At 35.1% G+C, this 24243-nt stretch carries 23 protein-coding genes, 1 pseudogene and 1 riboswitch; of the genes and pseudogenes, 19 read left to right on the top strand and 5 right to left on the bottom strand.

The window, feature by feature from the left end:
* Positions 1-66: 66 nt before the first annotated feature.
* The 3 genes from HMPREF2818_RS08340 (at position 67) to HMPREF2818_RS08330 (ending at position 3655) form a co-directional block, all read left to right on the top strand.
* Entirely contained in the window at positions 67-1209 is a 1143-nt protein-coding gene (locus HMPREF2818_RS08340) for a glycerate kinase family protein (RefSeq protein WP_000869898.1), read from the top strand.
* 24 nt (positions 1210-1233) lie between these two features.
* Positions 1234-2490 carry a GntP family permease gene (locus tag HMPREF2818_RS08335; protein ID WP_000388406.1) on the top strand — a complete coding sequence of 419 codons (1257 nt, stop codon included), beginning with the start codon at positions 1234-1236 and terminating at the stop codon, positions 2488-2490.
* Positions 2491-2590: 100 nt separating this feature from the next.
* On the top strand, positions 2591-3655 hold the full coding sequence (locus tag HMPREF2818_RS08330) for a serine hydrolase (protein WP_000814870.1): 1065 nt from the start codon (positions 2591-2593) through the stop codon (positions 3653-3655).
* A gap of 54 nt (positions 3656-3709) precedes the next feature.
* On the opposite strand, the gene HMPREF2818_RS10020 is transcribed toward HMPREF2818_RS08330, so the two are convergent.
* Both HMPREF2818_RS10020 and queA read right to left on the bottom strand, forming a co-directional pair.
* Complete coding sequence (locus tag HMPREF2818_RS10020; RefSeq protein ID WP_011074720.1) at positions 3710-4147, bottom strand: MarR family winged helix-turn-helix transcriptional regulator; 438 nt, start codon at positions 4145-4147, stop codon at positions 3710-3712.
* An 86-nt stretch (positions 4148-4233) separates the two neighbouring features.
* Positions 4234-5262 (bottom strand): tRNA preQ1(34) S-adenosylmethionine ribosyltransferase-isomerase QueA, encoded by a 1029-nt coding sequence (gene queA, locus HMPREF2818_RS08320; protein WP_001095266.1) that lies wholly within the window; start codon positions 5260-5262, stop codon positions 4234-4236.
* Between the two features lie 152 nt (positions 5263-5414).
* Between queA and HMPREF2818_RS08315 the strand changes: the two genes are divergently transcribed.
* Entirely contained in the window at positions 5415-6095 is a 681-nt protein-coding gene (locus HMPREF2818_RS08315; RefSeq protein WP_000656582.1) for a VIT1/CCC1 transporter family protein, read from the top strand.
* A gap of 150 nt (positions 6096-6245) precedes the next feature.
* The gene (locus tag HMPREF2818_RS08310) at positions 6246-6947 is read left to right on the top strand and encodes a glucosamine-6-phosphate deaminase (RefSeq protein ID WP_001263956.1); all 702 of its coding nucleotides are present in this window, start codon (positions 6246-6248) and stop codon (positions 6945-6947) included.
* 71 nt (positions 6948-7018) lie between these two features.
* Here the strand turns inward: HMPREF2818_RS08310 and HMPREF2818_RS08305 are convergent, their stop codons facing one another.
* Complete coding sequence (locus tag HMPREF2818_RS08305) at positions 7019-7975, bottom strand: glutathione S-transferase family protein (RefSeq protein ID WP_000523783.1); 957 nt, start codon at positions 7973-7975, stop codon at positions 7019-7021.
* 95 nt (positions 7976-8070) lie between these two features.
* Here HMPREF2818_RS08305 and HMPREF2818_RS08300 point away from each other — a divergent pair, with 95 nt between their 5' ends.
* From HMPREF2818_RS08300 to HMPREF2818_RS08235, 14 genes and pseudogenes are all read left to right on the top strand, one after another.
* Complete coding sequence (locus HMPREF2818_RS08300; RefSeq protein WP_001234962.1) at positions 8071-8790, top strand: 16S rRNA pseudouridine(516) synthase; 720 nt, start codon at positions 8071-8073, stop codon at positions 8788-8790.
* A 72-nt stretch (positions 8791-8862) separates the two neighbouring features.
* Positions 8863-10020 (top strand): MFS transporter, encoded by a 1158-nt coding sequence (locus tag HMPREF2818_RS08295; RefSeq protein ID WP_070508728.1) that lies wholly within the window; start codon positions 8863-8865, stop codon positions 10018-10020.
* 51 nt (positions 10021-10071) lie between these two features.
* The gene (locus HMPREF2818_RS08290) at positions 10072-11019 is read left to right on the top strand and encodes a competence protein CoiA (protein ID WP_070508725.1); all 948 of its coding nucleotides are present in this window, start codon (positions 10072-10074) and stop codon (positions 11017-11019) included.
* A gap of 15 nt (positions 11020-11034) precedes the next feature.
* Entirely contained in the window at positions 11035-12840 is a 1806-nt protein-coding gene (gene pepF, locus HMPREF2818_RS08285) for an oligoendopeptidase F (protein ID WP_001282905.1), read from the top strand.
* Positions 12841-13034: 194 nt separating this feature from the next.
* Positions 13035-13661 carry an HAD hydrolase-like protein gene (locus HMPREF2818_RS08280; RefSeq protein WP_000736939.1) on the top strand — a complete coding sequence of 209 codons (627 nt, stop codon included), beginning with the start codon at positions 13035-13037 and terminating at the stop codon, positions 13659-13661.
* 73 nt (positions 13662-13734) lie between these two features.
* Positions 13735-14442 carry an O-methyltransferase gene (locus HMPREF2818_RS08275; RefSeq protein ID WP_000250858.1) on the top strand — a complete coding sequence of 236 codons (708 nt, stop codon included), beginning with the start codon at positions 13735-13737 and terminating at the stop codon, positions 14440-14442.
* A gap of 60 nt (positions 14443-14502) precedes the next feature.
* Positions 14503-15432: a peptidylprolyl isomerase PrsA gene (gene prsA, locus HMPREF2818_RS08270; RefSeq protein ID WP_000857818.1), complete on the top strand. Its 930-nt coding sequence runs from the start codon at positions 14503-14505 to the stop codon at positions 15430-15432.
* Between the two features lie 241 nt (positions 15433-15673).
* Positions 15674-16159, top strand: coding sequence for an LURP-one-related/scramblase family protein (locus HMPREF2818_RS08265; protein WP_000190196.1), 486 nt, complete (start codon positions 15674-15676; stop codon positions 16157-16159).
* A 15-nt stretch (positions 16160-16174) separates the two neighbouring features.
* A complete protein-coding gene (alaS, locus tag HMPREF2818_RS08260; protein WP_000661546.1) occupies positions 16175-18793 on the top strand; it encodes an alanine--tRNA ligase in 2619 nt (872 codons plus the stop codon).
* 81 nt (positions 18794-18874) lie between these two features.
* Positions 18875-19591, top strand: a complete 717-nt coding sequence (locus HMPREF2818_RS08255; protein ID WP_000232924.1) for a DUF554 domain-containing protein — start codon at positions 18875-18877, stop codon at positions 19589-19591.
* Between the two features lie 87 nt (positions 19592-19678).
* Positions 19679-20497, top strand: coding sequence for a glycosyltransferase family 8 protein (locus HMPREF2818_RS08250; protein WP_001050374.1), 819 nt, complete (start codon positions 19679-19681; stop codon positions 20495-20497).
* A gap of 475 nt (positions 20498-20972) precedes the next feature.
* Positions 20973-21255 (top strand): annotated as a pseudogene (locus HMPREF2818_RS10010) (hypothetical protein).
* 44 nt (positions 21256-21299) lie between these two features.
* A complete protein-coding gene (locus HMPREF2818_RS08240) occupies positions 21300-21515 on the top strand; it encodes a helix-turn-helix transcriptional regulator (RefSeq protein ID WP_000522959.1) in 216 nt (71 codons plus the stop codon).
* Positions 21516-21517: 2 nt separating this feature from the next.
* The gene (locus tag HMPREF2818_RS08235) at positions 21518-22276 is read left to right on the top strand and encodes a DUF3169 family protein (protein WP_000651265.1); all 759 of its coding nucleotides are present in this window, start codon (positions 21518-21520) and stop codon (positions 22274-22276) included.
* Positions 22277-22360: 84 nt separating this feature from the next.
* Here the strand turns inward: HMPREF2818_RS08235 and thiT are convergent, their stop codons facing one another.
* Positions 22361-22924, bottom strand: a complete 564-nt coding sequence (gene thiT / locus HMPREF2818_RS08230) for an energy-coupled thiamine transporter ThiT (RefSeq protein ID WP_000042136.1) — start codon at positions 22922-22924, stop codon at positions 22361-22363.
* A 57-nt stretch (positions 22925-22981) separates the two neighbouring features.
* Positions 22982-23080, bottom strand: a riboswitch (TPP riboswitch).
* A gap of 84 nt (positions 23081-23164) precedes the next feature.
* On the bottom strand, positions 23165-24124 hold the full coding sequence (gene nrdF / locus HMPREF2818_RS08225; protein WP_000214845.1) for a class 1b ribonucleoside-diphosphate reductase subunit beta: 960 nt from the start codon (positions 24122-24124) through the stop codon (positions 23165-23167).
* Positions 24125-24243 lie beyond the last annotated feature (119 nt).

Genomic DNA, 24243 nt, shown 5'->3' with positions numbered 1-24243 from the left:
TGAGTGATATAAAATAGTGAAAAAAAATAACAAAGATTCACAAAATATTTTCAAGGAGGTTTTCAAATGAAGGTAGTAGTAGCTATTGATTCTTTGAAAGGGAGTCTTTCTTCTTTAGAAGCTGGCAATGCTATAAAGGAGTCAATTAATGAAGTAATCCCAGGGGCGGATGTGGAAGTACATCCATTAGCAGACGGGGGAGAAGGAACTGTTGAAGCTTTGACGCTAGGTATGGGGGGGACGATCGAAACAATCCCTGTTAAGGGGCCTATTGGAGAAAAAGTACATGCGAGTTATGGTATTATTCCACAGCGTCAGTTAGCTATTATTGAAATGGCTGCAGCTGCTGGTATTACCCTAATTGCTACTGAAGAGAGAAATCCTCTCCATACAACCACTTATGGAGTTGGAGAAATGATAAAGGATGCTATAAGTAAAGGCTGTAGGCACTTTATTATTGGTATTGGAGGTAGTGCTACTAATGATGGTGGGGCAGGTATGCTACAAGCTTTGGGATATGCATTATTAGATAAAGATAATCAAGAAATCAGTTTGGGAGCACAAGGATTAGCAGATTTAAAATCTATCTCTACTGATAAGGTTATTGAGGAATTGAAAGAATGCGATTTTAAAATTGCATGTGATGTAACAAATCCTTTATGTGGTGCTCAAGGTTGTAGTTCGATTTTTGGACCGCAAAAAGGTGCTGATGAAGATATGATTACAAAAATGGATACTTGGTTAAGTAATTATGCTACCTTAGCTACTTCAGTTAGTGAAAAAGCAGATGCAACTATTGAAGGAACAGGTGCAGCGGGTGGGCTTGGATTTGCCTTTTTAGCCTTTACAAATGCTACCTTAGAACCTGGTATTGATATTATTCTATCAGAAATTAACATAGAAAAAGCGATTTCTGTAGCTGATTTAGTAGTTACTGGTGAAGGTCGTCTGGATGGGCAAACGGTGATGGGAAAAGCTCCAATTGGCGTAGCAAAATTAGCTAAAAAATATGGTAAGAAAGTAGTGGCATTCTCTGGATCTGTCACCGAAGATGCTATACTTTGTAATCAACATGGTATTGATGCTTTTTTTCCAATCGTACGACGCCTTATCAGTTTAGATGAGGCTATGTCTAAAGAGGTAGCTTATAAAAATATGAAAGAAACTGCTACTCAAGTCTTTAGATTAATCAATTTGTATAATCATTAATATTGAAAGGAATTCTGATAAGTTATGGAAGCTACATTTACAACAACAGGGGCTTTAATAGGATTAGCGCTTGCTATTTTACTGATTATCAAAAAAGTTCATCCTGCCTATAGTCTCATTCTTGGAGCATTAGTTGGAGGTTTGATTGGTGGCGGTGATTTAGTTACAATTGTCAATACTATGGTATTAGGTGCGCAAGGGATGATGTCATCCATATTACGCATTTTAACATCAGGGATTTTAGCGGGTGCTTTAATTAAAACCGGATCAGCTGAAAAAATTGCAGAAAGTATCATTAAAAAATTAGGACAAGAGCGAGCCATCACAGCTTTAGCCATCGCAACAATGATTATTTGTGCAGTAGGTGTCTTTATTGATATTGCAGTTATTACAGTTGCTCCGATTGCATTAGCAATAGGTAAAAAAGCTAATCTTTCTAAATCTAGCATACTGTTAGCAATGATTGGTGGTGGTAAGGCTGGGAATATTATCTCACCCAATCCTAATACAATTGCTGCTTCAGAAGCATTTAAGGTTGATTTAACAAGCTTAATGGTACAAAATATTATTCCTGCAATTGCAGCTTTAGTAGTTACGATTATATTAGCAAAGATTGTTTCCAAGAAAAATAACGATATTTCTTATGATAGTGAGGAGCAAGTGGGCTCTGATCTGCCAGCATTCTTACCGGCTATTTCTGGTCCACTTGTGGTTATCTGCTTATTAGCTCTTCGTCCTTTATTTGGAATCACTATTGATCCCTTGATTGCACTGCCGTTGGGTGGTCTAATTAGTATTTTAGCAACAGGTTACCTAAAAGAAACGGTACCGTTTGTTGAATACGGTTTATCAAAAGTTGTTGGCGTTTCAATTCTTTTGATTGGAACAGGTACACTCTCAGGTATTATTAAAGCATCTAATCTACAATTTGATATGATTCATCTCCTTGAATTTTTAAATATGCCGACCTTTATCCTTGCCCCACTCTCAGGTATTTTTATGGGAGCAGCAACAGCATCAACGACTTCTGGAACAACTATCGCTTCACAAACGTTTGCTGAAACCTTGATTAAATCGGGGGTACCGGCGGTTTCGGGTGCAGCTATGATTCACGCAGGTGCGACTGTTCTGGATTCGCTACCTCATGGATCCTTCTTCCATGCGACAGGCGGAGCTGTCAATATGGCTATAAAAGATCGTATGAAACTAATTAGCTATGAAGCTTTGATTGGATTAACTAGCACAATAGTTGCTGTCGTTTACTATTGTTTCTTTGGGTAAAATTTGGATGAATACGTGATGTTTATTATCACTGTTTGAATAGAATTCTCATTGATTTTTTCTAATTTTCTTACTATAATAAATTAGTAGGAGAGGTGTTGTGAAACAAACAAAGAAAGAATTTATTTTAGGATTAACCATTATTATTACCCTTACTTTATTAATCATGCTGATTTTTTTAGTAATGTTTAATAAGTCCAGTAACTCTAAGTTGAAGCAGACAAAAGATAGAAGAGTATTATCTACTTCAACCACAAGGACATCCAGTAGCTCACATGATCAAAAAATTGTAGAAAAGTCTCTTGAAAAAAAGAAAATGGTCATGGAACAGGATATGGAATTGATGAATGCCTATAGGCTCTATTATGATTATGCCCATTTGTCCTTGAAAGAGGTTGTTCTGGCCTATATGTCTGAATATGGCATTGAAAAAAATAGTGTTGCTTTTTCTTATAAAAATTTAAAAACAGGACAAAGGGACGCTATGAATGATACTCAGGCTATGACAGCAGGGAGCACCTATAAGTTACCTCTTAACATGTTGGTAGTAGATGCAGTGGTCAAGGGCAAGTTGTCCATGGAAGAACGCTTTGATATTACCGAGACTGACTATGAATATATTGGTGAACATAATAATTATGTTGCTGCTTTCTCGGGGGCAATGTCTATTGATGATATGCAAAAATACTCTTTAGTTTATTCAGAAAATACACCCGCCTATGCTTTAGCTGAGCGTATTGGTGGCATGGATAGTGCTTATTCAAAGTTTGGTCGTTATGGCCAATCTAAAGGAGACATCAAAAATATACAAAAAAACGGTAATAAAGTGACAACAGATTACTATATTCAAGTGCTAGACTATCTCTGGAAACATCGTAAAAAGTATGATAGTTTAATTACTTATTTAGAAGAAGCTTTTCCAACAGATTATTATCGTGCTTTGATACCATCTGATGTTGTTGTTGCTCAAAAGCCAGGGTATGTCCGTGAGGCGTTGAATGTTGGAGCAATTGTCAAAGAAGAAGTGCCTTATATTGTTGCTATTTATACTGCAGGTTTAGGTGGCTCTACTCAGGAAGATTCAGAAATTAATGGAGTGGGACTATATCAGCTAGAACAATTATGTTTTGTTATTAATCAATGGCATCGTGTTAATATGAATTAGAAATAAATCTATCAAAATAATAAAAACCTCTTAGATTAACTATCTAAGAGGTTTTTATAAATGTGATTTTATAACTTGATTAAGTGAAGAAAGGGCAGAAACAGTTTTTTGATAAGATTCAGGACTAATTTCTGAGAAAAAATACCCGCACGATTGCACCGCATTGACAACGGCATCTTGTGACTCAATACCTTTGTTACTTAGATGAATAATGAGTTGCCTTTTATCATCTCTTGGTTTTTCTCGTACAATCCACCCACGATTTTCCATACGCTTTAAAACTGGAGTTAGGGTATTCGAATTAAGAGATAGTGCATAACTAAGTTCCTTCATATGCCGATGATCCTCTTCCCAAAGGACTAACAAGATAACGTATTGGAGATAAGTCAATTGAAATTCATCCAAAGCTTTTTGGTAAAATTTATTGAAAAGTCGATGTGTTTCACTAACCGTAAAACATAATCGCTCGTCTAAAATACTTCGATTACTCATTATCATATTGTAGCATTTTGGAGGCGTTATAGTATGTCAACCGTGTTAAAAAATGATAAAACTTTTTTCTAATTGAAAGCCTATTCTTACTTAACAAACATAGCATCACCAAAGCTGAAGAAACGATATCGTTCTTCAACTGCATGGTTGTAAGCTTCTAGTACAAAATCACGTCCAGCAAATGCTGATACTAACATGACAAGAGTAGACTTTGGTAAGTGAAAGTTGGTTGAAAAAGCGTCTACAACCTTGAACTGATAACCAGGCTTGATAAAAATATTTGTCCACCCTGAGTCGGCTTTTAATTCACCATTGAATTTAGAACCAATTGTCTCTAATGTGCGAATAGAAGTTGTACCAACAGCTACAATACGTCCACCAGATTCTTTAACTGCATTGAGAGTATCAGCAGCTTCTTTAGATAATTGGTAAAACTCAGAATGCATTTCGTGTTCATCAAGATTATCAACTGAAACAGGACGGAAAGTTCCAAGTCCAACGTGAAGCGTCAAATAGACAAGCTTCACACCTTTTGTTTCAATTTTTTCCAATAGTTCTTTTGTAAAATGAAGACCGGCTGTTGGTGCAGCAGCAGAACCATTTTCTTTTGCATACACAGTCTGATAGCGGTCACGATCTTCTAGTTTTTCATGAATATATGGCGGAAGCGGCATTTCGCCCAAACTTTCAAGGACTTCTAGAAAAATACCATCATATGAGAATTCTACAATACGCCCACCATGTTCTAATTCCTTTGTGACTGTTGCTATTAACCGACCATCACCAAATGAAACTTTGGTCCCTACGCGTAAGCGTTTAGCGGGTTTAGCAAGCACTTCCCATTGATCGCCCTCTGTATTTTTGAGAAGTAATAACTCTATATGGCCGTGTGTATCTGGCTTTTCACCATAAAGGCGAGCGGGAAGAACACGTGTGTTATTCATTACTAAAGCGTCACCAGGCTTGAGTTCATCTAAGATATGATCGAAATGGCTATCTGTCATCGTCTTATTCTTATGATCGATGACTAATAGTTTAGAAGCGTCTCTTTTTTCAAGTGGTGTTTGGGCAATGAGTTCTTCTGGTAAATAAAAATCAAAATCGTTTGTATTCATGATTTCTCCTATCTATAAGTAAGCTTTTCTATTATATCACGTTCGGTAAAAATGACCCAACTAATCTTTTTATTTAGAATGATTATAAAAAATAATTGTAATCATTCTAAATAAGTGATATAATAATTGTCAGAAAGTGAGAAGTAGAGAAGATGAAAGAAGCAAAAAATTTTTCCCAACAATTGAATATTTTAAGAGCTGGTGTTCTTGGTGCTAATGATGGTATCATCTCTGTAGCTGGTGTTGTTATTGGTGTTGCGAGTGCAACTCATAACCTTTGGATTATTTTTTTATCAGCAGCTTCCGCGATTTTAGCTGGTGCATTTTCTATGGCTGGCGGGGAGTATGTTAGTGTTTCTACTCAAAAAGATACTGAACAAGCAGCAGTTGCGCGTGAAGAGAAACTACTAGAAAATAATCCAGAACTTGCCAAAAAATCCTTAGTTGATATCTACTTAGCAAAAGGAGAAAGTCACGAACATGCTCAATGGCTAGTTGACAAGGCTTTTTCAAAGAATGCTATTGAGCATTTAGTTGAAGAAAAATATGGTATTGAGTTCGGTGAATATACAAGCCCCTGGCATGCTGCTATATCTAGTTTTATAGCTTTTGCCATCGGATCAATTTTTCCAACTATAACTATTCTGTTATTGCCATTTTCGGTACGAATTGTAGGAACGGTAATAATTGTTATTGTTTCACTATTATCAACTGGTTATGTAAGTGCTAAGTTAGGTCAAGCCCCTACAGTACCTGCCATGCGTCGAAATGTGATGATTGGTTGTTTGACAATGTTGGCAACCTATGTCATTGGACAATTATTTTCAATATAAAATATTAATCGTGGAGTTATTGTCTAAACTAGAATGGACAGTAATTCTTTTTAGTTTTATAACGAAATTAAGAAGTTTTTATTGACAAAAATTGGTATATACCATATAATATAATCATAAAGGTCTATACCAAATAAAAGGAGAGTAAACATGAGAGTTATTACAGTTAAGAACGACATTGAGGGGGGAAAAATTGCATTTACTCTTTTAGAAGAGAAAATGAAAGCTGGTGCTCAAACTTTAGGATTGGCAACAGGAAGTAGCCCAATCACCTTTTACGAAGAGATTGTAAAAAGTAATCTTGATTTTTCAAATATGGTTTCTATTAACCTTGATGAATATGTTGGAATTGCCGCAAGTAATGATCAAAGTTACTCTTATTTTATGCATAAACATCTTTTTGATGCTAAACCTTTCAAGGAAAATAACCTTCCAAACGGCTTGGCTAAAGATTTGAAAGAAGAAATAAAACGATACGATGCTGTCATAAATGCTAATCCAATTGATTTTCAAATCCTTGGAATTGGTCGTAACGGTCATATTGGTTTTAATGAACCAGGTACACCTTTTGATATTACAACACATGTGGTTGATTTAGCTCCAAGTACAATTGAAGCTAATAGTCGTTTCTTTAATAGTATTGATGATGTACCAAAGCAAGCCTTATCAATGGGTATAGGCTCTATTATGAAATCAAAAACAATCGTATTAGTGGCGTATGGTATTGAAAAAGCAGAAGCGATTGCAAGTATGATTAAAGGACCTATCACAGAAGATATGCCAGCAAGTATCCTCCAAAAACATGATGATGTTGTGATTATTGTGGATGAAGCAGCGGCATCAAAGTTGTAAAGTAAATAATAAAAAAGTAAGGATGAATCTCAATGAGAAAAAATTCATTCTTACTTTTTTATTATGCTTTATTAAATTGTCCAGTCTAAGTTAGGTCCAGCTGGAATAATACCAGTAGGGTTAATGGTTTTATGGCTACCGTAATAGTGTTTTTTGATATGATCAAAATTAACTGTCTCAGCAATTCCAGGTAGGTTGTAAATACGTTTTGTATAATGCCATAAATGTGGGTAATCATGTAGCGCTTTTAAATTACATTTAAAATGACCATAATAAACGGTGTCAAAGCGAACTAAAGTTGTGAAAAGGCGAATATCAGCTTCGGTAAATTGTTCTCCAACAAGATAATGGTTATCAGATAAGTGTTTTTCTAACTGATCTAAAGCTGTGAATAAGGTTTCAACTTCCTTTTGATAAACGTTCTGAGAAGTAGCAAAACCAGCTTTATAGACACCATTATTTATTTTTGGATAAATAAAATTATTCATTTCGTCAATTTGTCCTTGTAAGGAATCGGGATAGTAATCGTCAGTATTTCCAGTAATATGATTAAATGCAGTATTTAACATACGCATAATTTCAGATGATTCATTGTTAACGATTGTATGGCATTTTTTATCCCAAAGAACAGGGACTGTCACGCGTCCTGTATAATCACTTTGACTTGCTTGATAGATTTGGTAAAGGTATTGGCTTTGGTTAATCATATCAGGAATAACGCCTTTATATTCTTGAAAAGTCCAACCATTCTCCAACATTAAAGGGTTAACAATGGAGATAGAGATATGAGATTCTAGATTTTTAAGCTTTCTCATGATTAATACACGTGATGCCCAAGGGCAGGCTAGTGAAACGTAGAGATGATATCGTCCAGATTCTGCTTTAAAACCTGCATCCCCACTAGGCCCTGCTGAACCATCTTTAGTAACCCAATGACGGAATTGTGTAACGGTTCGGACGAATTTACCACCAGTTGATGCAGTATCATACCATTGATCAACCCATTTGCCATCTACTAAAAGTCCCATGATAATCTCCTTTGTTTTTCTATTACTAATTAGTAGTATAAAGATTTTAAAAGGAATTAGCAAATGTTTAACTTACAGTATGGTAAACTAAGGGTATGCGTTTAGATAAATTATTAGGTCAGGCAGGATTTGGGTCTAGAAATCAGGTTAAGAAATTAATTCGTTCTAGGCAAGTTTCTGTAGATGGTCAAATTGTTACAAAGGATAATGTTATTGTAGATAGTGGTCTACAATCGATTTTTGTAGGAAAAGAGAGAGTCTGCCTAAAAGAAAGTTCTTATTACCTTCTTTATAAGCCATCAGGAGTTGTTTCAGCAGTTAGAGATTCAGAACATAAAACAGTCATAGACTTAATTAGCGAAAAAGATAGGGTGGAGGGATTGTATCCGATTGGTCGTCTAGATCGTGATACGGAAGGGCTTTTAATAATCACGAATAATGGTCCACTAGGTTACCGAATGTTACATCCAAAACACCACGTTGCAAAAACGTATTATGTTGAAGTAAATGGTTTCTTGGAAAGAGATGCTATTACCTTTTTTGAAGAAGGAGTTGTATTTGACGATGGAACAAAGTGTAAACCAGCTGAATTAACAATTGATACGGCTAATAATGACAAAAGTACCGCAAGAATAACTATCACAGAAGGGAAATTTCACCAAGTAAAAAAGATGTTTCTTGCATATGGCGTTAAAGTTATATACTTGAGGCGTATTTCTTTTGGTGACTTGAGGCTTGATATGAATTTGAAACCAGGTCAGTATCGTAGATTGAGAGATTCAGAGGCAGCTATCTTAAAAAGGTATTTAGATTAGTGAAACGACTCACTTGACCTTGCTTAGTATTCTTCATATACTTATAAGTGATTATTTTAAAGGAGAAAACCATTGAATTCAAAACTTTCATTGAAATTGACTATTTTATCGATTTCTATCTTTTTGATGTCTCACTTAGCAATTGCTCCTGCAATTCCTAAATTGTATGCCTTTTACCATACTCAAAATCCTCATATTGGACTAGCTTCAGTAGAGAGTTTAGTTACTATTCCAGCTATGATGATTACTATTTTTGTTATTTTGAGTAATTTTGTAGTCACAAAACTTGGCAAAAAAAACACGGTCTTACTTGGTTTATGTTTAATCTTAATATCTGGGTTTATCTCATTTTTTACAAGTAATTTTTCACTTGCGATGGCTAGTCGACTACTTTTGGGTATTGGTATTGGTCTCTATAATTCGCTATCAATTAGTATCATAACGGATTTATATGAGGCTGATGAGAGAGCCAGTATGATTGGTCTTAGAACAGCATCACTTAATATCGGTAAAGCCTTAACTACATTTATTGTTGGATTGGTTTTAGCTATTGGTGTGAATTATATTTATTTGGTTTACCTTCTGGTTATTCCTGTTTTCTTTTTCTTTTTCTTTTGGAAAAATGTTCCAGAGGTTGAAAATCAAACACATACCCTTAAAGCTAGTACAACATTTGATACTAAAGCGGCTTTGTTGATGTTCATCACGTTCTTAGTAGGTATTGCTTATATAGGAGCAACTGTCAAAATTCCAACCTTACTAGTGACAAAATATCACTACGCGACGAGCTTCTCTAGTAATATGTTAACTCTCCTTGCTTTTAGTGGTATTTTAGTTGGATCTATATTTGGAAAATTAGTTAAAGTATTCCAAGAGAAGACGCTATTAATCATGATTCTAGCTATGGGAATAGGTAATGTGCTATTTGCTTTAGCTAATAATCAGATCATTTTTATCGTAGCTAGTATTTTAATAGGAGCTAGTTTTGTTGGCACCATGTCTTCTGTATTCTTTTATATTTCAAAAAACTATGCAAAAGAACATAATAACTTTATCACAAGCCTTGCCTTAACAGCTGGTAATATAGGAGTTATTTTGACACCGCTTATTTTAACGAAACTTCCAAGCCAGCTACATCTGGAACCTTTTATGACACCATTTTTAATAACAAGTGGGCTGATGGTAATTAATGTCTTTGTTTACCTAGTTTTAATGTCAAAAAATAAATAAAAAGTTATCCGAAAGGATAACTTTTTTCGAATAGTAAAAGTAGGAGAAAAAATGTTAATTGCTAAAGACAGACAAGGAAATTTAATTAATCTACTCGAGTCTCATCCGGGAAAGGGACAGTATTTTTGTCCAACTTGTTGTTCAGCTGTAAGGTTAAAAGCAGGTCGAATCATGAGAAGACACTTTGCACATATTAGTCTAAAAAATTGTCAGTTTTATCATGAAAATGAGTCTAACGAGCACTTGCAATTAAAAGCAAAGTTATATATGAGTTTAAGTAGAGAGAATGAAACTATGCTCGAGCATCATTTGCCAGAAATTAATCAGATTGCAGATTTATTTGTGAATGAGACATTGGCTTTAGAAGTTCAGTGTAGCCGACTATCAGAGCAGCGACTCAGGGAGCGAACAAAAGCATATCTACAGGCAGACTTTCAAGTGAGATGGTTACTAGGGGAAAAACTCTGGTTAAAGGATCGTTTAACAAATCTACATAAACAATTTTTACAATTTTCTCAAAGTATCGGATTTCATATTTGGGAGTTAGATTTGAGGTTAGAAGTACTGAGGCTAAAATATTTGATTTACGAAGATTTACGCGGACATGTCTATTACTTAAGTAAAACTTGCCCTCTTAGTGGAGACGTTCTAGCATTTTTGAATTGGCCATACCAATCAAAAAATCTAAATTTTTATAAGGTTAAACAAGACAGAAATATCAGAGATTATGTGCGTCAGCAGTTACGCTATGGCAATCAATTTTGGTTACGAAAACAAGAAAAGGCCTACCTTTCTGGTCAGAATCTATTAACCCAAGAGCTAATGATGTTCTTCCCTCAAATACAGCCACCACGTGTAGATACTGATTTTTGTCAAATAACAAATTCTCTAACATCGTTTTATCAGAATTTTACAAATTATTATCAAAAAAATAAGAATAACTTGGACCAAACACTTTATCCCCCTGTATTTTATGATAAAATAGTCACTAAGAATTAAACTGGAGGATACAAAATGTCAGACAATCGCTCACATATTGAAGAAAAATACCAATGGGATTTAACTACTGTCTTTGCGACTGATGAGTTATGGGAAACTGAAGTGGTAGAGCTTACTCAAGCCATCGATAACGCAAAGGGTTTTTCAGGTCATCTGTTGGACTCAAGCCAATCTTTATTGGAGATCACGGAGGTTGAACTAGATTTATCTCGCCGTTTAGAAAAAGTTTATGTCTATGCTTCAATGAAAAATGACCAAGACACCACTGTTGCGAAATATCAAGAATTTCAAGCGAAAGCGACAGCGCTCTATGCAAAATTTAGTGAAACATTTTCGTTTTACGAGCCAGAACTATTGCAACTTTCAGAGTCTGATTACCAGTCATTCCTTTTAGAAATGCCTGACTTGCAAAAATATGATCATTTCTTTGAGAAAATATTTGCAAATAAACCTCATGTCTTATCTCAAAACGAAGAAGAATTGTTAGCTGGTGCTAGTGAGATTTTTGGAGCAGCTGGTGAGACATTTGAAATCCTTGATAATGCAGATATGGTCTTCCCAGTTGTAAAAAATGCAAAAGGTGAGGAAGTTGAGCTTACACATGGTAATTTCATTTCCCTTATGGAATCTAGCGATAGGACGGTTCGAAAAGAAGCATATCAAGCTATGTATAGCACATATGAACAATTCCAGCATACTTACGCTAAAACATTACAAACAAATGTGAAATCTCAAAATTTTAAAGCTCGTGTGCATCATTATCAATCAGCACGCCAATCAGCTCTATCTGCCAATTTTATTCCAGAAGAGGTCTACGAAACTCTAATTAAGACAGTTAATCATCATTTACCGCTCTTACATCGTTATATGAAGTTGCGTCAAAAAGTTCTTGGGCTAGATGATTTGAAGATGTATGACGTATATACACCCCTTTCTCAAATGGATATGAGTTTTACTTATGATGAAGCTCTAAAAAAATCAGAGGAGGTTCTGGCTATTTTTGGCGAAGTATATTCTGAACGTGTTCATCGTGCTTTTACTGAACGTTGGATTGATGTCCATGTTAACAAAGGAAAGAGGTCAGGCGCTTATTCAGGTGGATCTTATGACACTAATGCTTTCATGCTTCTTAACTGGCAAGATACTTTAGACAATCTTTATACGCTGGTGCATGAAACTGGACATAGTCTACACTCGACGTTTACTCGTGAAAATCAACCCTATGTTTATGGTGATTATTCTATTTTCCTAGCTGAAATTGCATCAACAACAAATGAAAATATATTAACAGAAACCCTTTTGAAAGAAGTTAAAGATGATAAAAATCGCTTTGCAATTCTCAATCATTATTTGGACGGTTTCAAAGGAACAATTTTTAGACAAACACAGTTCGCTGAATTCGAACATGCCATTCATGTAGCTGATCAGGAGGGGCAAGTACTAACTAGCGAATACTTAAACAACCTTTACGCTGAGCTTAATGAAAAATATTATGGTTTGACTAAAGAAGATAATCATTTTATTCAATATGAATGGGCAAGAATTCCACACTTTTACTACAATTATTATGTTTTCCAATATGCAACCGGCTTCGCAGCAGCAAATTATTTAGCAGAGCGTATTGTAAACGGTAATCCGGAGGATAAAGAGGCCTACCTAAATTACCTTAAAGCTGGGAATTCAGATTACCCTCTAAACGTCATTGCTAAAGCCGGTGTTGATATGACTAGTGCAGACTATCTGGATGCAGCTTTTAGAGTATTTGAAGAGCGTTTAGTGGAACTGGAAAATCTTGTAGCAAAAGGCGTCCATAATGATTAAGTTGAAAATATAGCTATTGAAGTAAAACCAGTCAACTAGACTGGTTTTTGATAGTGATCAGTTATTTTATAGTTTGTTTTGAGAGTGGTTTTGGTAAAGTTAGTTAGTGGAAAACTCAATAGGTGGAAATACCTACCCAAGCTATGATTTTTATGAGACCAAAACTGCTATTGTCAAAAAAGAAGGGAAATAGGATGAAAAAGCTTACTTTTATTTGGGATTTAGATGGGACATTAATAGATTCGTATGTACCAATTATGGAAGCTCTTGAAGAAACCTATCGTCATTTTGGCTTAATATTTGATAAAGAATTAATCCATGAATATATTTTACAGGAATCAGTGGGGCAATTATTGGTAAACCTTTCAGAGGAAGAGCAAATACCTCATGAAAAACTGAAAGCATATTTTACAAAAGAACAAGAAAGTCGAGATTCTAAAATACATTTAATGCCATATGCAAAAGAGATTTTAGAATGGACCAAAGAACAAGATATCCCCAATTTTATGTATACACATAAAGGAGCAAGTACGCATTCAGTGTTGGAAACCTTGCAGATCTCTCATTATTTTGATGAAATTTTAACTGGTGTTTCTGGATTCGAGCGAAAACCACATCCACAAGGGATTAATTATTTAGTTAAACGATATTCTTTAGATAAATCAATGACTTATTACATAGGAGATCGTCCCCTAGATTTGGAGGTTGCTCAAAATGCTGGTATAAAATCCATAAACTTAAGGTTAGAGAATTCCAAAGAAAACTATAATATTTCAAGTCTCAAGGATATAATATCACTTGATTTCACTCGTTTGGATTAAATCATTCTCAGAGCTAGACATTTTTTGCTATAATAAAAAAGTTATTATTTAAAATAGAAAAGAGGAGCCAAAAGTGGTTCAATCTTACAGTAAAAATGCTAATCATAATATGCGCCGTCCAGTAGTTAAAGAAGAAATTGTTCAATATATGCGTCAGCACCAAAAACAAAATAATGGCTGTTTAGCAGAGTTAGAAGCATTTGCTAAACAGGAAAATATCCCTATTATACCTCATGAAACAGCGACTTATTTTCGTTTTTTGATGCAAACATTACAACCTAAGCACATTTTAGAAATTGGAACAGCCATTGGTTTTTCGGCCCTTTTGATGGCAGAAAATGCTCCTGAAGCAAAGATAACAACGATCGATCGTAATGAAGAGATGATTGTCTTGGCTAAGGAAAACTTTGCAAAATATGATAATCACAATCAGATAACCCTTTTGGAAGGCGATGCTGTGGATGTGTTACAAACATTGGATAAATCTTACGATTTTGTATTTATGGATTCTGCTAAGTCTAAATATATCGTTTTTTTACCTCAAGTATTAAAACATTTAGACGTTGGAGGAGTAGTTGTTTTAGATGATATTTTCCAAGGTGGAGATATTGCAAAACCTATCGATGAAGTGAGAAGAGGTCAGCGAACTATCTACCGAGGTCTGCAACGTTTATTTGACTCGACTTTGCGACATCCTGATTTAACTGCTACTTTGGTACCTTTGGGAGATGGTTTATTGATGATTCGTAAAAATGCAGAGCATATTGTACTAGAAGATTAAGGCATTTTTAAGAAATTATGATATAATAATGGAGTTAATGACAAAAAGGAGTTATAAATCATGAAAACAAGATCAAAACTTGCAGCAGGCTTTTTGACACTTATGTCAGTTGCCACATTAGCTGCCTGCTCAGGTAAAACATCAAATGGAACAAATGTTGTTACAATGAAGGGCGACACTATCACAGTCTCTGATTTTTATGATCAAGTAAAAACATCAAAAGCTGCACAACAATCAATGCTTACATTGATCCTCTCACGTGTTTTTGATACACAGTATGGTGATAAAGTTTCAGATAAAAAAGTATCAGAAGCTTATAATAAGACAGCTAAAGGCTATGGTAATTCATTTTCAAGCGCACTTTCACAAGCAGGTTTGACTCCAGAAGGTTACAAACAACAAATTCGCACAACTATGCTTGTGGAATATGCTGTAAAAGAAGCAGCTAAGAAAGAATTAACAGAAGCAAACTATAAAGAAGCATATAAAAACTATACTCCTGAAACTTCTGTACAAGTAATCAAATTGGATGCAGAAGATAAAGCTAAATCTGTCCTTAAAGATGTAAAGGCTGATGGAGCTGATTTTGCAAAGATTGCAAAAGAAAAAACAACAGCTACTGATAAAAAAGTTGAGTATAAATTTGATTCTGCAGGGACAAGCCTCCCTAAAGAAGTTATGTCAGCAGCCTTTAAGCTAGATAAAAATGGTGTTTCAGATGTGGTTTCAACGGTTGATTCAACAACTTATAAAACAAGTTACTACATCATTAAAGTAACTGATAAGACAGAGAAAAAATCTGATTGGAAATCTTACAAAAATCGCTTAAAAGAAGTTATTCTTAAGGATAAAACAAGCGATAGATCCTTCCAAAATAAAGTGATTTCAAAAGCCTTAGAAAAAGCTAACGTTAAGATTAAAGATAAAGCATTTGCAGGCATCTTATCACAATATGCTACAACAAGTGGTTCATCATCACTTAAAAAATAGTTGACCAAGTCTTAAAAAGACTGTATAATTAATACTATTGAGAATGAAATTTCAACGATTAGATACAGAAAAGTGACGGTTGCTGCGAGTCATGGATAATCAGAAAAAGATGCTACTCAATAGGGTAAAACTAAAAATAAATGAGAATGACAAGTTCATTGAATGAAGGTGGTACCGCGGTTTTCGCCCTTCGTAATGGGCTTGTCTTTTGCTATTTGTCAACTTTCGAGGAGGAAGAGATATGGCTACTTTTCAAATTAAAGAAAAAATGTTTTCTCTAGGCGGTAAATTTACTATTACAGACCAGACTGGGCTTCCCTGTTATCACGTTGAAGGAAGTTTGTTCCCTCTACCTAAGACTTTTAAAGTCTTTGACGAAGAGGGGCATCTGATTAGTCAGATTGAGAAGAAGGTTTTAAGTTTTTTACCAAAGTTTAATGTGACATTAGCCAATGGGAATCATTTCACGATTAAGAAAGATTTCTCATTTTTGAAACCTCATTACACCATTGAAGACCTTGATATGGAAGTTAAGGGAAATTTTTGGGATATGGATTTCCAACTCTTAAAAGACAATCAAGTTATAGCAAACATATCTCAACAGTGGTTTCGTATGACTTCAACTTATCAGGTAGAAGTTTACAATGAAACTTACAACGATTTGACAATTTCGCTTGTCATAGCGATCGACTATGTCAAAGAGTTAGAAAAAAATGCATCAAACTAATTTTAGGAGAGAATAATGAAAGAATTATCGTCTGCACAAATCCGCCAAATGTGGTTGGATTTCTGGAAATCCAAAGGACATTCCGTTGAGCCTTCAGCTAACTTGGTTCCTGTTAATGACCCAACGCTTCTTTGGATCAACTCAGGTGTTGCAACCTTGAAAAAATATTTTGATGGTTCAGTGATTCCAGAAAATCCACGTATTACCAATGCACAAAAATCAATTCGTACTAATGATATTGAAAATGTTGGTAAAACAGCACGTCACCATACTATGTTTGAAATGCTTGGTAACTTCTCAATTGGAGACTATTTCCGTGATGAAGCTATTGAGTGGGGATTTGAACTCTTGACAAGTCCTGAATGGTTTGACTTCCCTAAAGACAAGCTCTACATGACTTATTACCCAGATGACAAGGATTCATATAACCGTTGGATTGCTTGTGGCGTTGAACCAAGTCACTTGGTGCCAATCGAGGATAACTTCTGGGAAATCGGTGCTGGTCCTTCAGGTCCAGATACTGAGATTTTCTTCGACCGTGGTGAAGATTTTGATCCAGACAATATCGGACTTCGTCTTTTGGCTGAAGATATCGAAAACGATCGTTACATCGAAATCTGGAACATCGTTCTCTCACAATTCAATGCTGACCCAGCCGTACCACGTTCAGAATACAAAGAATTGCCAAACAAAAACATTGATACGGGTGCTGGTCTTGAACGTCTTGCAGCTGTTATGCAAGGGGCAAAAACAAACTTTGAAACTGACCTTTTCATGCCTATCATCCGTGAAGTAGAGAAATTGTCAGGTAAAACTTACGATCCAGATGGCGACAACATGAGTTTCAAGGTTATCGCTGACCACATCCGTGCGCTTTCATTTGCTATCGGTGATGGTGCGCTTCCTGGAAATGAAGGTCGTGGTTACGTTCTTCGTCGTCTTCTTCGTCGTGCGGTTATGCACGGTCGCCGTCTTGGCATCAACGAAACTTTCCTTTACAAATTGGTTCCGACTGTTGGACAAATCATGGAAAGCTACTACCCAGAAGTGCTTGAAAAACGTGATTTTATCGAGAAAATCGTTAAACGTGAGGAAGAAACATTTGCTCGTACTATCGATGCAGGTAGCGGTCACTTGGATTCATTGCTTGCGCAGCTTAAAGCTGAAGGTAAAGATACACTTGAAGGTAAAGATATCTTCAAACTTTATGATACTTATGGATTCCCAGTCGAATTGACAGAGGAATTGGCAGAAGATGCAGGCTACAAGATTGACCACGAAGGCTTTAAGTCAGCCATGAAAGAACAACAAGACCGTGCGCGTGCAGCTGTTGTTAAGGGTGGCTCAATGGGTATGCAAAATGAAACTCTAGCTGGTATCGTTGAAGAATCACGCTTCGAATACGACACATATAGTCTTGAATCAAGTCTTTCAGTTATCATTGCTGATAATGAACGTACTGAAGCTGTTTCAGAAGGCCAAGCCCTTCTTGTCTTTGCTCAAACACCATTCTATGCTGAAATGGGTGGACAGGTTGCTGACACAGGTAGAATCAAAAATGATAAGGGTGACACAGTTGCTGAGGTTGTTGATGTCCAAAAAGCACCAAATGGTCAACCTCTACACACTGTAAACGTTTTGGCATCACTTTCAGTTGGAACAAACTACACACTTGAAATCAACAAAGAGCGTCGTTTGGCTGTTGAGAAAAACCACACAGCAACTCACTTGCTCCATGCAGCCCTTCACAATGTTATCGGTGAACACGCAACTCAGGCTGGTTCATTGAACGAAGAAGAATTCTTGCGCTTTGATTTTACTCACTTTGAAGCAGTAAGCAATGAGGAACTTCGTCACATTGAACAAGAAGTTAATGAGCAAATTTGGAACGCTCTTACAATCACAACGACTGAAACTGACGTTGAAACCGCAAAAGAGATGGGAGCAATGGCACTTTTTGGTGAGAAATATGGTAAAGTGGTTCGTGTGGTTCAAATTGGTAATTATTCTGTTGAACTTTGCGGTGGAACTCACTTAAATAATTCTTCAGAAATCGGTCTCTTTAAGATTGTCAAAGAAGAAGGTATTGGTTCAGGCACTCGTCGTATTATTGCAGTTACTGGTAGACAAGCTTTTGAAGCTTATCGTAACCAAGAGGATGCACTAAAAGAGATCGCTGCTACTGTAAAAGCTCCGCAATTGAAAGATGCAGCAGCTAAAGTACAAGCTCTTAGCGACTCACTTCGTGATCTTCAAAAAGAAAATGTAGAGCTTAAAGAAAAAGCAGCAGCTGCAGCAGCTGGTGATGTTTTTAAAGATATTCAAGAAGCTAAGGGCGTGCGCTTCATTGCTAGTCAAGTTGATGTTGCAGACGCAGGTGCACTTCGTACATTTGCTGATAACTGGAAACAAAAAGACTACTCTGATGTGCTTGTTCTCGTAGCAGCTATTGGTGAGAAGGTTAATGTCCTTGTTGCAAGCAAAACTAAAGATGTCCACGCTGGTAACATGATCAAAGGATTGGCACCAATTGTATCAGGTCGTGGTGGTGGTAAACCAGACATGGCTATGGCAGGTGGTAGCGATGCAAGTAAAATTGCAGAGTTGCTAGCAGCAGTTGCAGAAAATTTATAAGAAACACCTCTCATTTAGTTAGTAAATAAAACAGACAAAGGGCAGAACATCGTTCTGTTCCTTTGTGTATATAGGAGAAATATGGTTGGTTTAGGAACAGTTATCAATGTTATTCTTATTATAGTTGGAGGCTTTGTAGGTTTATTTTTGAAAAATTTTTTGAAAGAATCACTTCAAAAGAGCCTTATGCAAGCCATGGGAGTTGCAGTTTTATTTATTTCGATATCAGGTGTTTTGGAGAAAATGATGTTAGTCGAAAAGTCACATCTCATCTCTAATCATACAAATATGATGATTATTACTCTTGCTCTAGGTACGGTACTTGGAGAGTTGCTATCACTAGATTCGTATATTGATAAATTTGGGAACTATCTTAAGCAAAAAACAGGAAGTGGTAACGATATTAAATTTGTGGAGGCATTCGTCACCTCAACTTGTACCGTTTGTATTGGAGCAATGGCCGTTGTTGGTAGCATTCAAGATGGTATAGCAGCAGATCATTCGATTTTATTTGCTAAGGGAATGTTAGACATGATTATTATTGCAATTATGACAGTGTCTTTAGGGAAAGGAGCTCTATTTTCTGCACTTCCTGTCGCTTTACTACAAGGTAGCCTTACGATTGTTGCTTTTTTCATGGGGAGCCTACTTAATCCATCATCTTTAGATTACCTTAACTTAGTAGGAAATATGCTTATATTCTGTGTCGGTGTTAATTTACTCTTTAACCTAAATATTAAAGTTATCAATATGTTGCCAGCAATTATTTTAGCTATATTATGGGGAAGTTTTATATAAAAGATAACCAAGTTTTAACTCAAACTTGGTTTTTCTTTAGACATATGTTAGGATGAAAGAAGATATACTACGGAGAGGATCCAACTCATGAATCTATTATTTTCTATTGATGATATGTACGTAGATCATTTTAAAGTGATGCTTTATTCGCTTGTCCGACAAACCAAGAATCGTAAGTTAGAGATATATGTCTTACAAAAAACATTACTCAAGCGTCATACAGAACTTATTCAATATACTCAAAATTTAGAAGTTGGCTATCATCCAATAATTGTAGGTACCGAAGTATTTGCTCAGGCACCTACAACTGATCGCTATCCAGATACAATATATTATCGACTTTTGGCTCATAAATTTTTACCTGAGACCTTAGATAGGATACTTTATTTAGATGCAGATATGCTTTGCTTAAATGATTTCTCAAGTTTATATGATATGGAGTTAGGTGATCAACTATATGCAGCGGCAAGTCATAATACTGATGGTAAGTTTCTAGATTATGTCAATAAATTACGGTTAAAAAATGTAGAGCTAGAATCCTCTTATTTCAATACAGGGGTACTCTTGATGAACTTGCCTGCTATACGAAAAGTTGTTCATCAACAAACTATCTTAGATTACATGATGCAAAACCGTGGTCGTCTAATCTTACCAGATCAGGATATCTTAAATGGCTTATACGCTAATTTGGTTAAACCAATACCTGATGAAATTTATAATTATGATGCTAGGTATAGTCTTATTTATCAATTAAAAAGTCGCAATGAATGGGATTTAGAGTGGGTTATTAACCATACTGTTTTCTTGCATTTTGCAGGACGAGATAAACCATGGAAAAAAGATTATAGAGGACGTTACTCGGGCCTTTATAAGTTTATGGCCAAAGAGGCTTTAACTAAAAATTGAAGATTCAAAAGGTTACTAAATAGAAATAATTTAGTAACCTTTTTTGGGGTGATATTTTAATGATATCAATAATCTTTGCTAATAATTATTTTCATTTTGACAACTATAGTTGTCAAAATGAAAATAATTTGTTACAATGTATTTGTAAAAAAGAAAAATAATATCAAAGGAGAAGCGTGTTAAAATCACTTAATCATTTAACAATCAAATTAATCATTGTTTCAAAAGCACAATGGTTTTAGGAGTTAGTCAAATGAAAAGGAATTTATTATTACAGGTCGGATGGTTGCAAGAGTTATGGAAACCCTAGTTTGCTTATGTATGGTGAGTAATCTTGCTCTTGATATGCTTGATATAATAGAAGTAAATGAAATTGTATTTTGTGTGTTGGTAGCATCAATTGCAGGGCTTGAGTTTTGTTTGCAAAAAGAAAGGGAGTAGATAGATGGAATTTTTTGGCTTAATGGCTTTTTTTATGGTCATGATGTATATTGGTGTACCTAAAGAGCAAAAGGCACTCAGTCGTAGAGTTAAACAATTAGAAAAAATAAATCAGGGAGGAAAAACAAATGATTCAAGATTTAGTAGGAAGCACATGTATGATTTATTTAGAGGATGGTTTTCAAACGCATCCTTATGAGATTTTAAAGGTAGATGAGGATTGGGTACAGATTCGTCGCAACTTGAAACGAAGTAAAGAGGAGGTACGTATTGTCCGTATTCATGATATCAAGGAATTGCGTCCAGTCAATAAATAGAGCGAGGGATAAATCTATATATCATTTTATAAAGGAGAAAAATGATGGGATTAATTTTAAAAAATAGGCTCAAAGAATTGCGTGCACGAGATGGTATCAATCAAACAGAACTCGCCAAATTAACGGGAGTCTCAAGACAAACAATTAGCCTAATTGAACGCGGAGAATATACGCCATCTGTTATTATTGCTATGAAGGTTTCTCAAGTATTTAAAGAATCCCTAGAGAATGTTTTTAGTTTAGTGTCAACGGAGGAATAACGATGAAAGATTTTATAAAACAAAGTGATACTACATTTGTTCGAATTATCAAAAGCCTTTTAATTGGTGGTTTTATAGGGGCCATACTTGGTTCCGTAGGAGCTCTTTTTATCATATTTGGTCAAAATAAGTACTTATCTGAAATTAATATTATTCAATATTTCCTATGGGTTAGTCGTATTGTTGTAATTATAACAGCTCTCTTTAGTCTCATCTACCTCTATCAGATTCAAAAATATCAGAAAGTTTTTTTCAATGTTGATGAAAGTCAATCTGAAGAAATTTATCGCCAGATTAATTTAAGACATTCTTATGGGATGACTTTTGTGTCAATTTCAATAGTACTCAGTATAGTTAATACTTTATTTAACTATAAACTAAATATTTTTGATGATTCAGTTACTTTAGTTATTCCAATATATGATTTATCACTGCTATTTGTTTTATGGGGTTTACATATATATTTTTTAAAGGTATATCAGAATATCCGAGGTATAAAAATGACAGTCGCTCCAACTTTAAAAGAGTTGAAAAACAATGTCTTACAATTGGACGAAGCAGAGTTGGAATCAAATTATAAGATGTGTTTTGATATTGTCATGAATTTAAGTGGTTTTATTTTCCCTACGATCTATTTTGTATTATTCTTTATCTCATTTGTTTTTCAAAAAGTGGAGATTGTAGCAATTATTATAACAACATCTATTCATATCTACATTCTCATTAAGTCTTTAAAAGCAGCGCGTCATTTTTATAGATAGTAGTAGCTAGATTTTTTATCAAAAAACTTATATTAGTGTAAAATAAAAGGATTGATTCTTTGAAAATCAATCCTTTTATTTTTTTTATTTCTTAGGTAAAAAGAAGCTAGGGTAGCTGATAACTAAAATAATAATACTAATGACTACAAAAAATAGAGTTAACAAACCAGCAGTACCATTGACGCTTAATGAGTATAATGTAGCAGACATACCTTTTGGTGCATAACTAGCCCAAAAAATAACACCAGCGATATAATGCCAAACATAACGAACAAATGTTGCTAATATTGCTCCAGATAATGCTAATGATAAAGCTTTAGTTTTAGAGCTGCTGCTAAGTGCATCTTTAAATTTAGCAGAAAATACGCCTGCAAGTCCCATACTTATAAATGCTAAGATGTATTCTATAAAAACTTGGGATAAACTAAGGTAATATACTTTGGAAAGAACAAAGTGCAATAAGCCCCAAATTAAGCCAGCAAATAGACCGTATTTTGTACCACGACGTAATGCAAAAAGTATCAGAGGAATTGCTCCAAAAGAGGGAGTGAACCATGACGCAAAATCAGGAATCATTGATAAAGCCATAGCAAGCGCTGCAAAAATAGCAGTTTCAATAAGACAGGTAGTGTTGTTATTTTTTGACATAAAAAATCTCCTTTTTTTATACAGCAAAGGAGATTCTTTTGTCATTTGTCATGTTTAACCAATTCAAACCACAATTCCTACGCTCGTCCTAACGAGATCAGGTTAGAGGATTTTGCATATCTGCAATCTCAGCTCAAGGCACTCCCTTGTGTATTTACTCTAACATTCTATCTTGAAAGGGTTTGCTTGTCAAGAAATTTGTATTTAACTAGAAAAAGACACTAAATCAGTGTCTTTTTCTTATAATCCATAGTTATAGTCATCATCATGCATAGCTTCAACGCTACCAAGTAGGTAACCATTACCTACTTGAGAGAAGAAGTCATGGTTTGATGTTCCTGTTGAAATACCATTCATAACAATTGGGTTGACATCATTTGCTGTATCTGGGAATAAAGGATCTTGTCCTAAATTCATAAGAGCTTTATTAGCATTGTAGCGTAAAAAGGTCATAACTTCTTCAGTCCATCCTACGCCATCATAAAGTGTCTTGGTGTATTTTTCTTCGTTTTCATACAGCTGATAAAGGAGGTCATACATCCAATCACGAAAATTCTCTTGCTCATCTTCTGGTAATTCGTTAAAACCAAGCTGGAATTTGTAACCGATATAAGTACCATGTACAGATTCATCACGAATAATTAATTTAATGATTTCAGCAACATTTGCTAACTTATTATTTCCCAAATAGTAAAGAGGTGTGAAAAAGCCAGAATAAAAAAGGAAAGTTTCGAGGTAGGTGGAAGCCACCTTTTTTTGAAGGGCATTTCCATTAGCATAAATGTCATTGATAATACGTGCTTTTTCTTGAAGGAACTCATTATTATTAGTCCACTCGAAAATTTCTTCAATTTCTGATTTAGTATTTAAAGTTGAGAAAATTGAAGAATAAGATTTAGCGTGAACAGATTCCATGAATTGAATATTGTTTAAGACAGCTTCTTCGTGAGGCGTGCGAACATCGGCACGAATAGCTTCAACACCAGTTTCTGATTGCATGGTATCAAGTAGGGTTAAGCCTCCAAAAACCTTGCCAACAAGATCTTTTTCTTGAGCAGAAAGTTTGCGCCAATCGTCTAAGTCATTTGATAAAGGGATACGTGTATCGAGCCAAAATTGTTCGGTTAGTTTTTCCCAAGTTGATTTATCAATAACATCTTCAATTTCGTTCCAGTTTATAGCTTCGTAGTAAGTTGTCATGGTTTTCTCCAATGGTAAATAGGTTTTTATATAATGATGATGGAAGAAGAGTAGAATATAGAATTCTGATCTAGCAATATTTCAAGTATTATCGATTTTTAGAAAAATAAAGATGAAAA

It is taken from the genome of Streptococcus sp. HMSC076H09 (assembly GCF_001811765.1).
GTDB classification, from domain to species: Bacteria; Bacillota; Bacilli; order Lactobacillales; family Streptococcaceae; genus Streptococcus; species Streptococcus agalactiae.
Note: the sequence above shows the minus strand (reverse complement) of the source record. Positions and strands in the feature narration are given on the sequence as shown.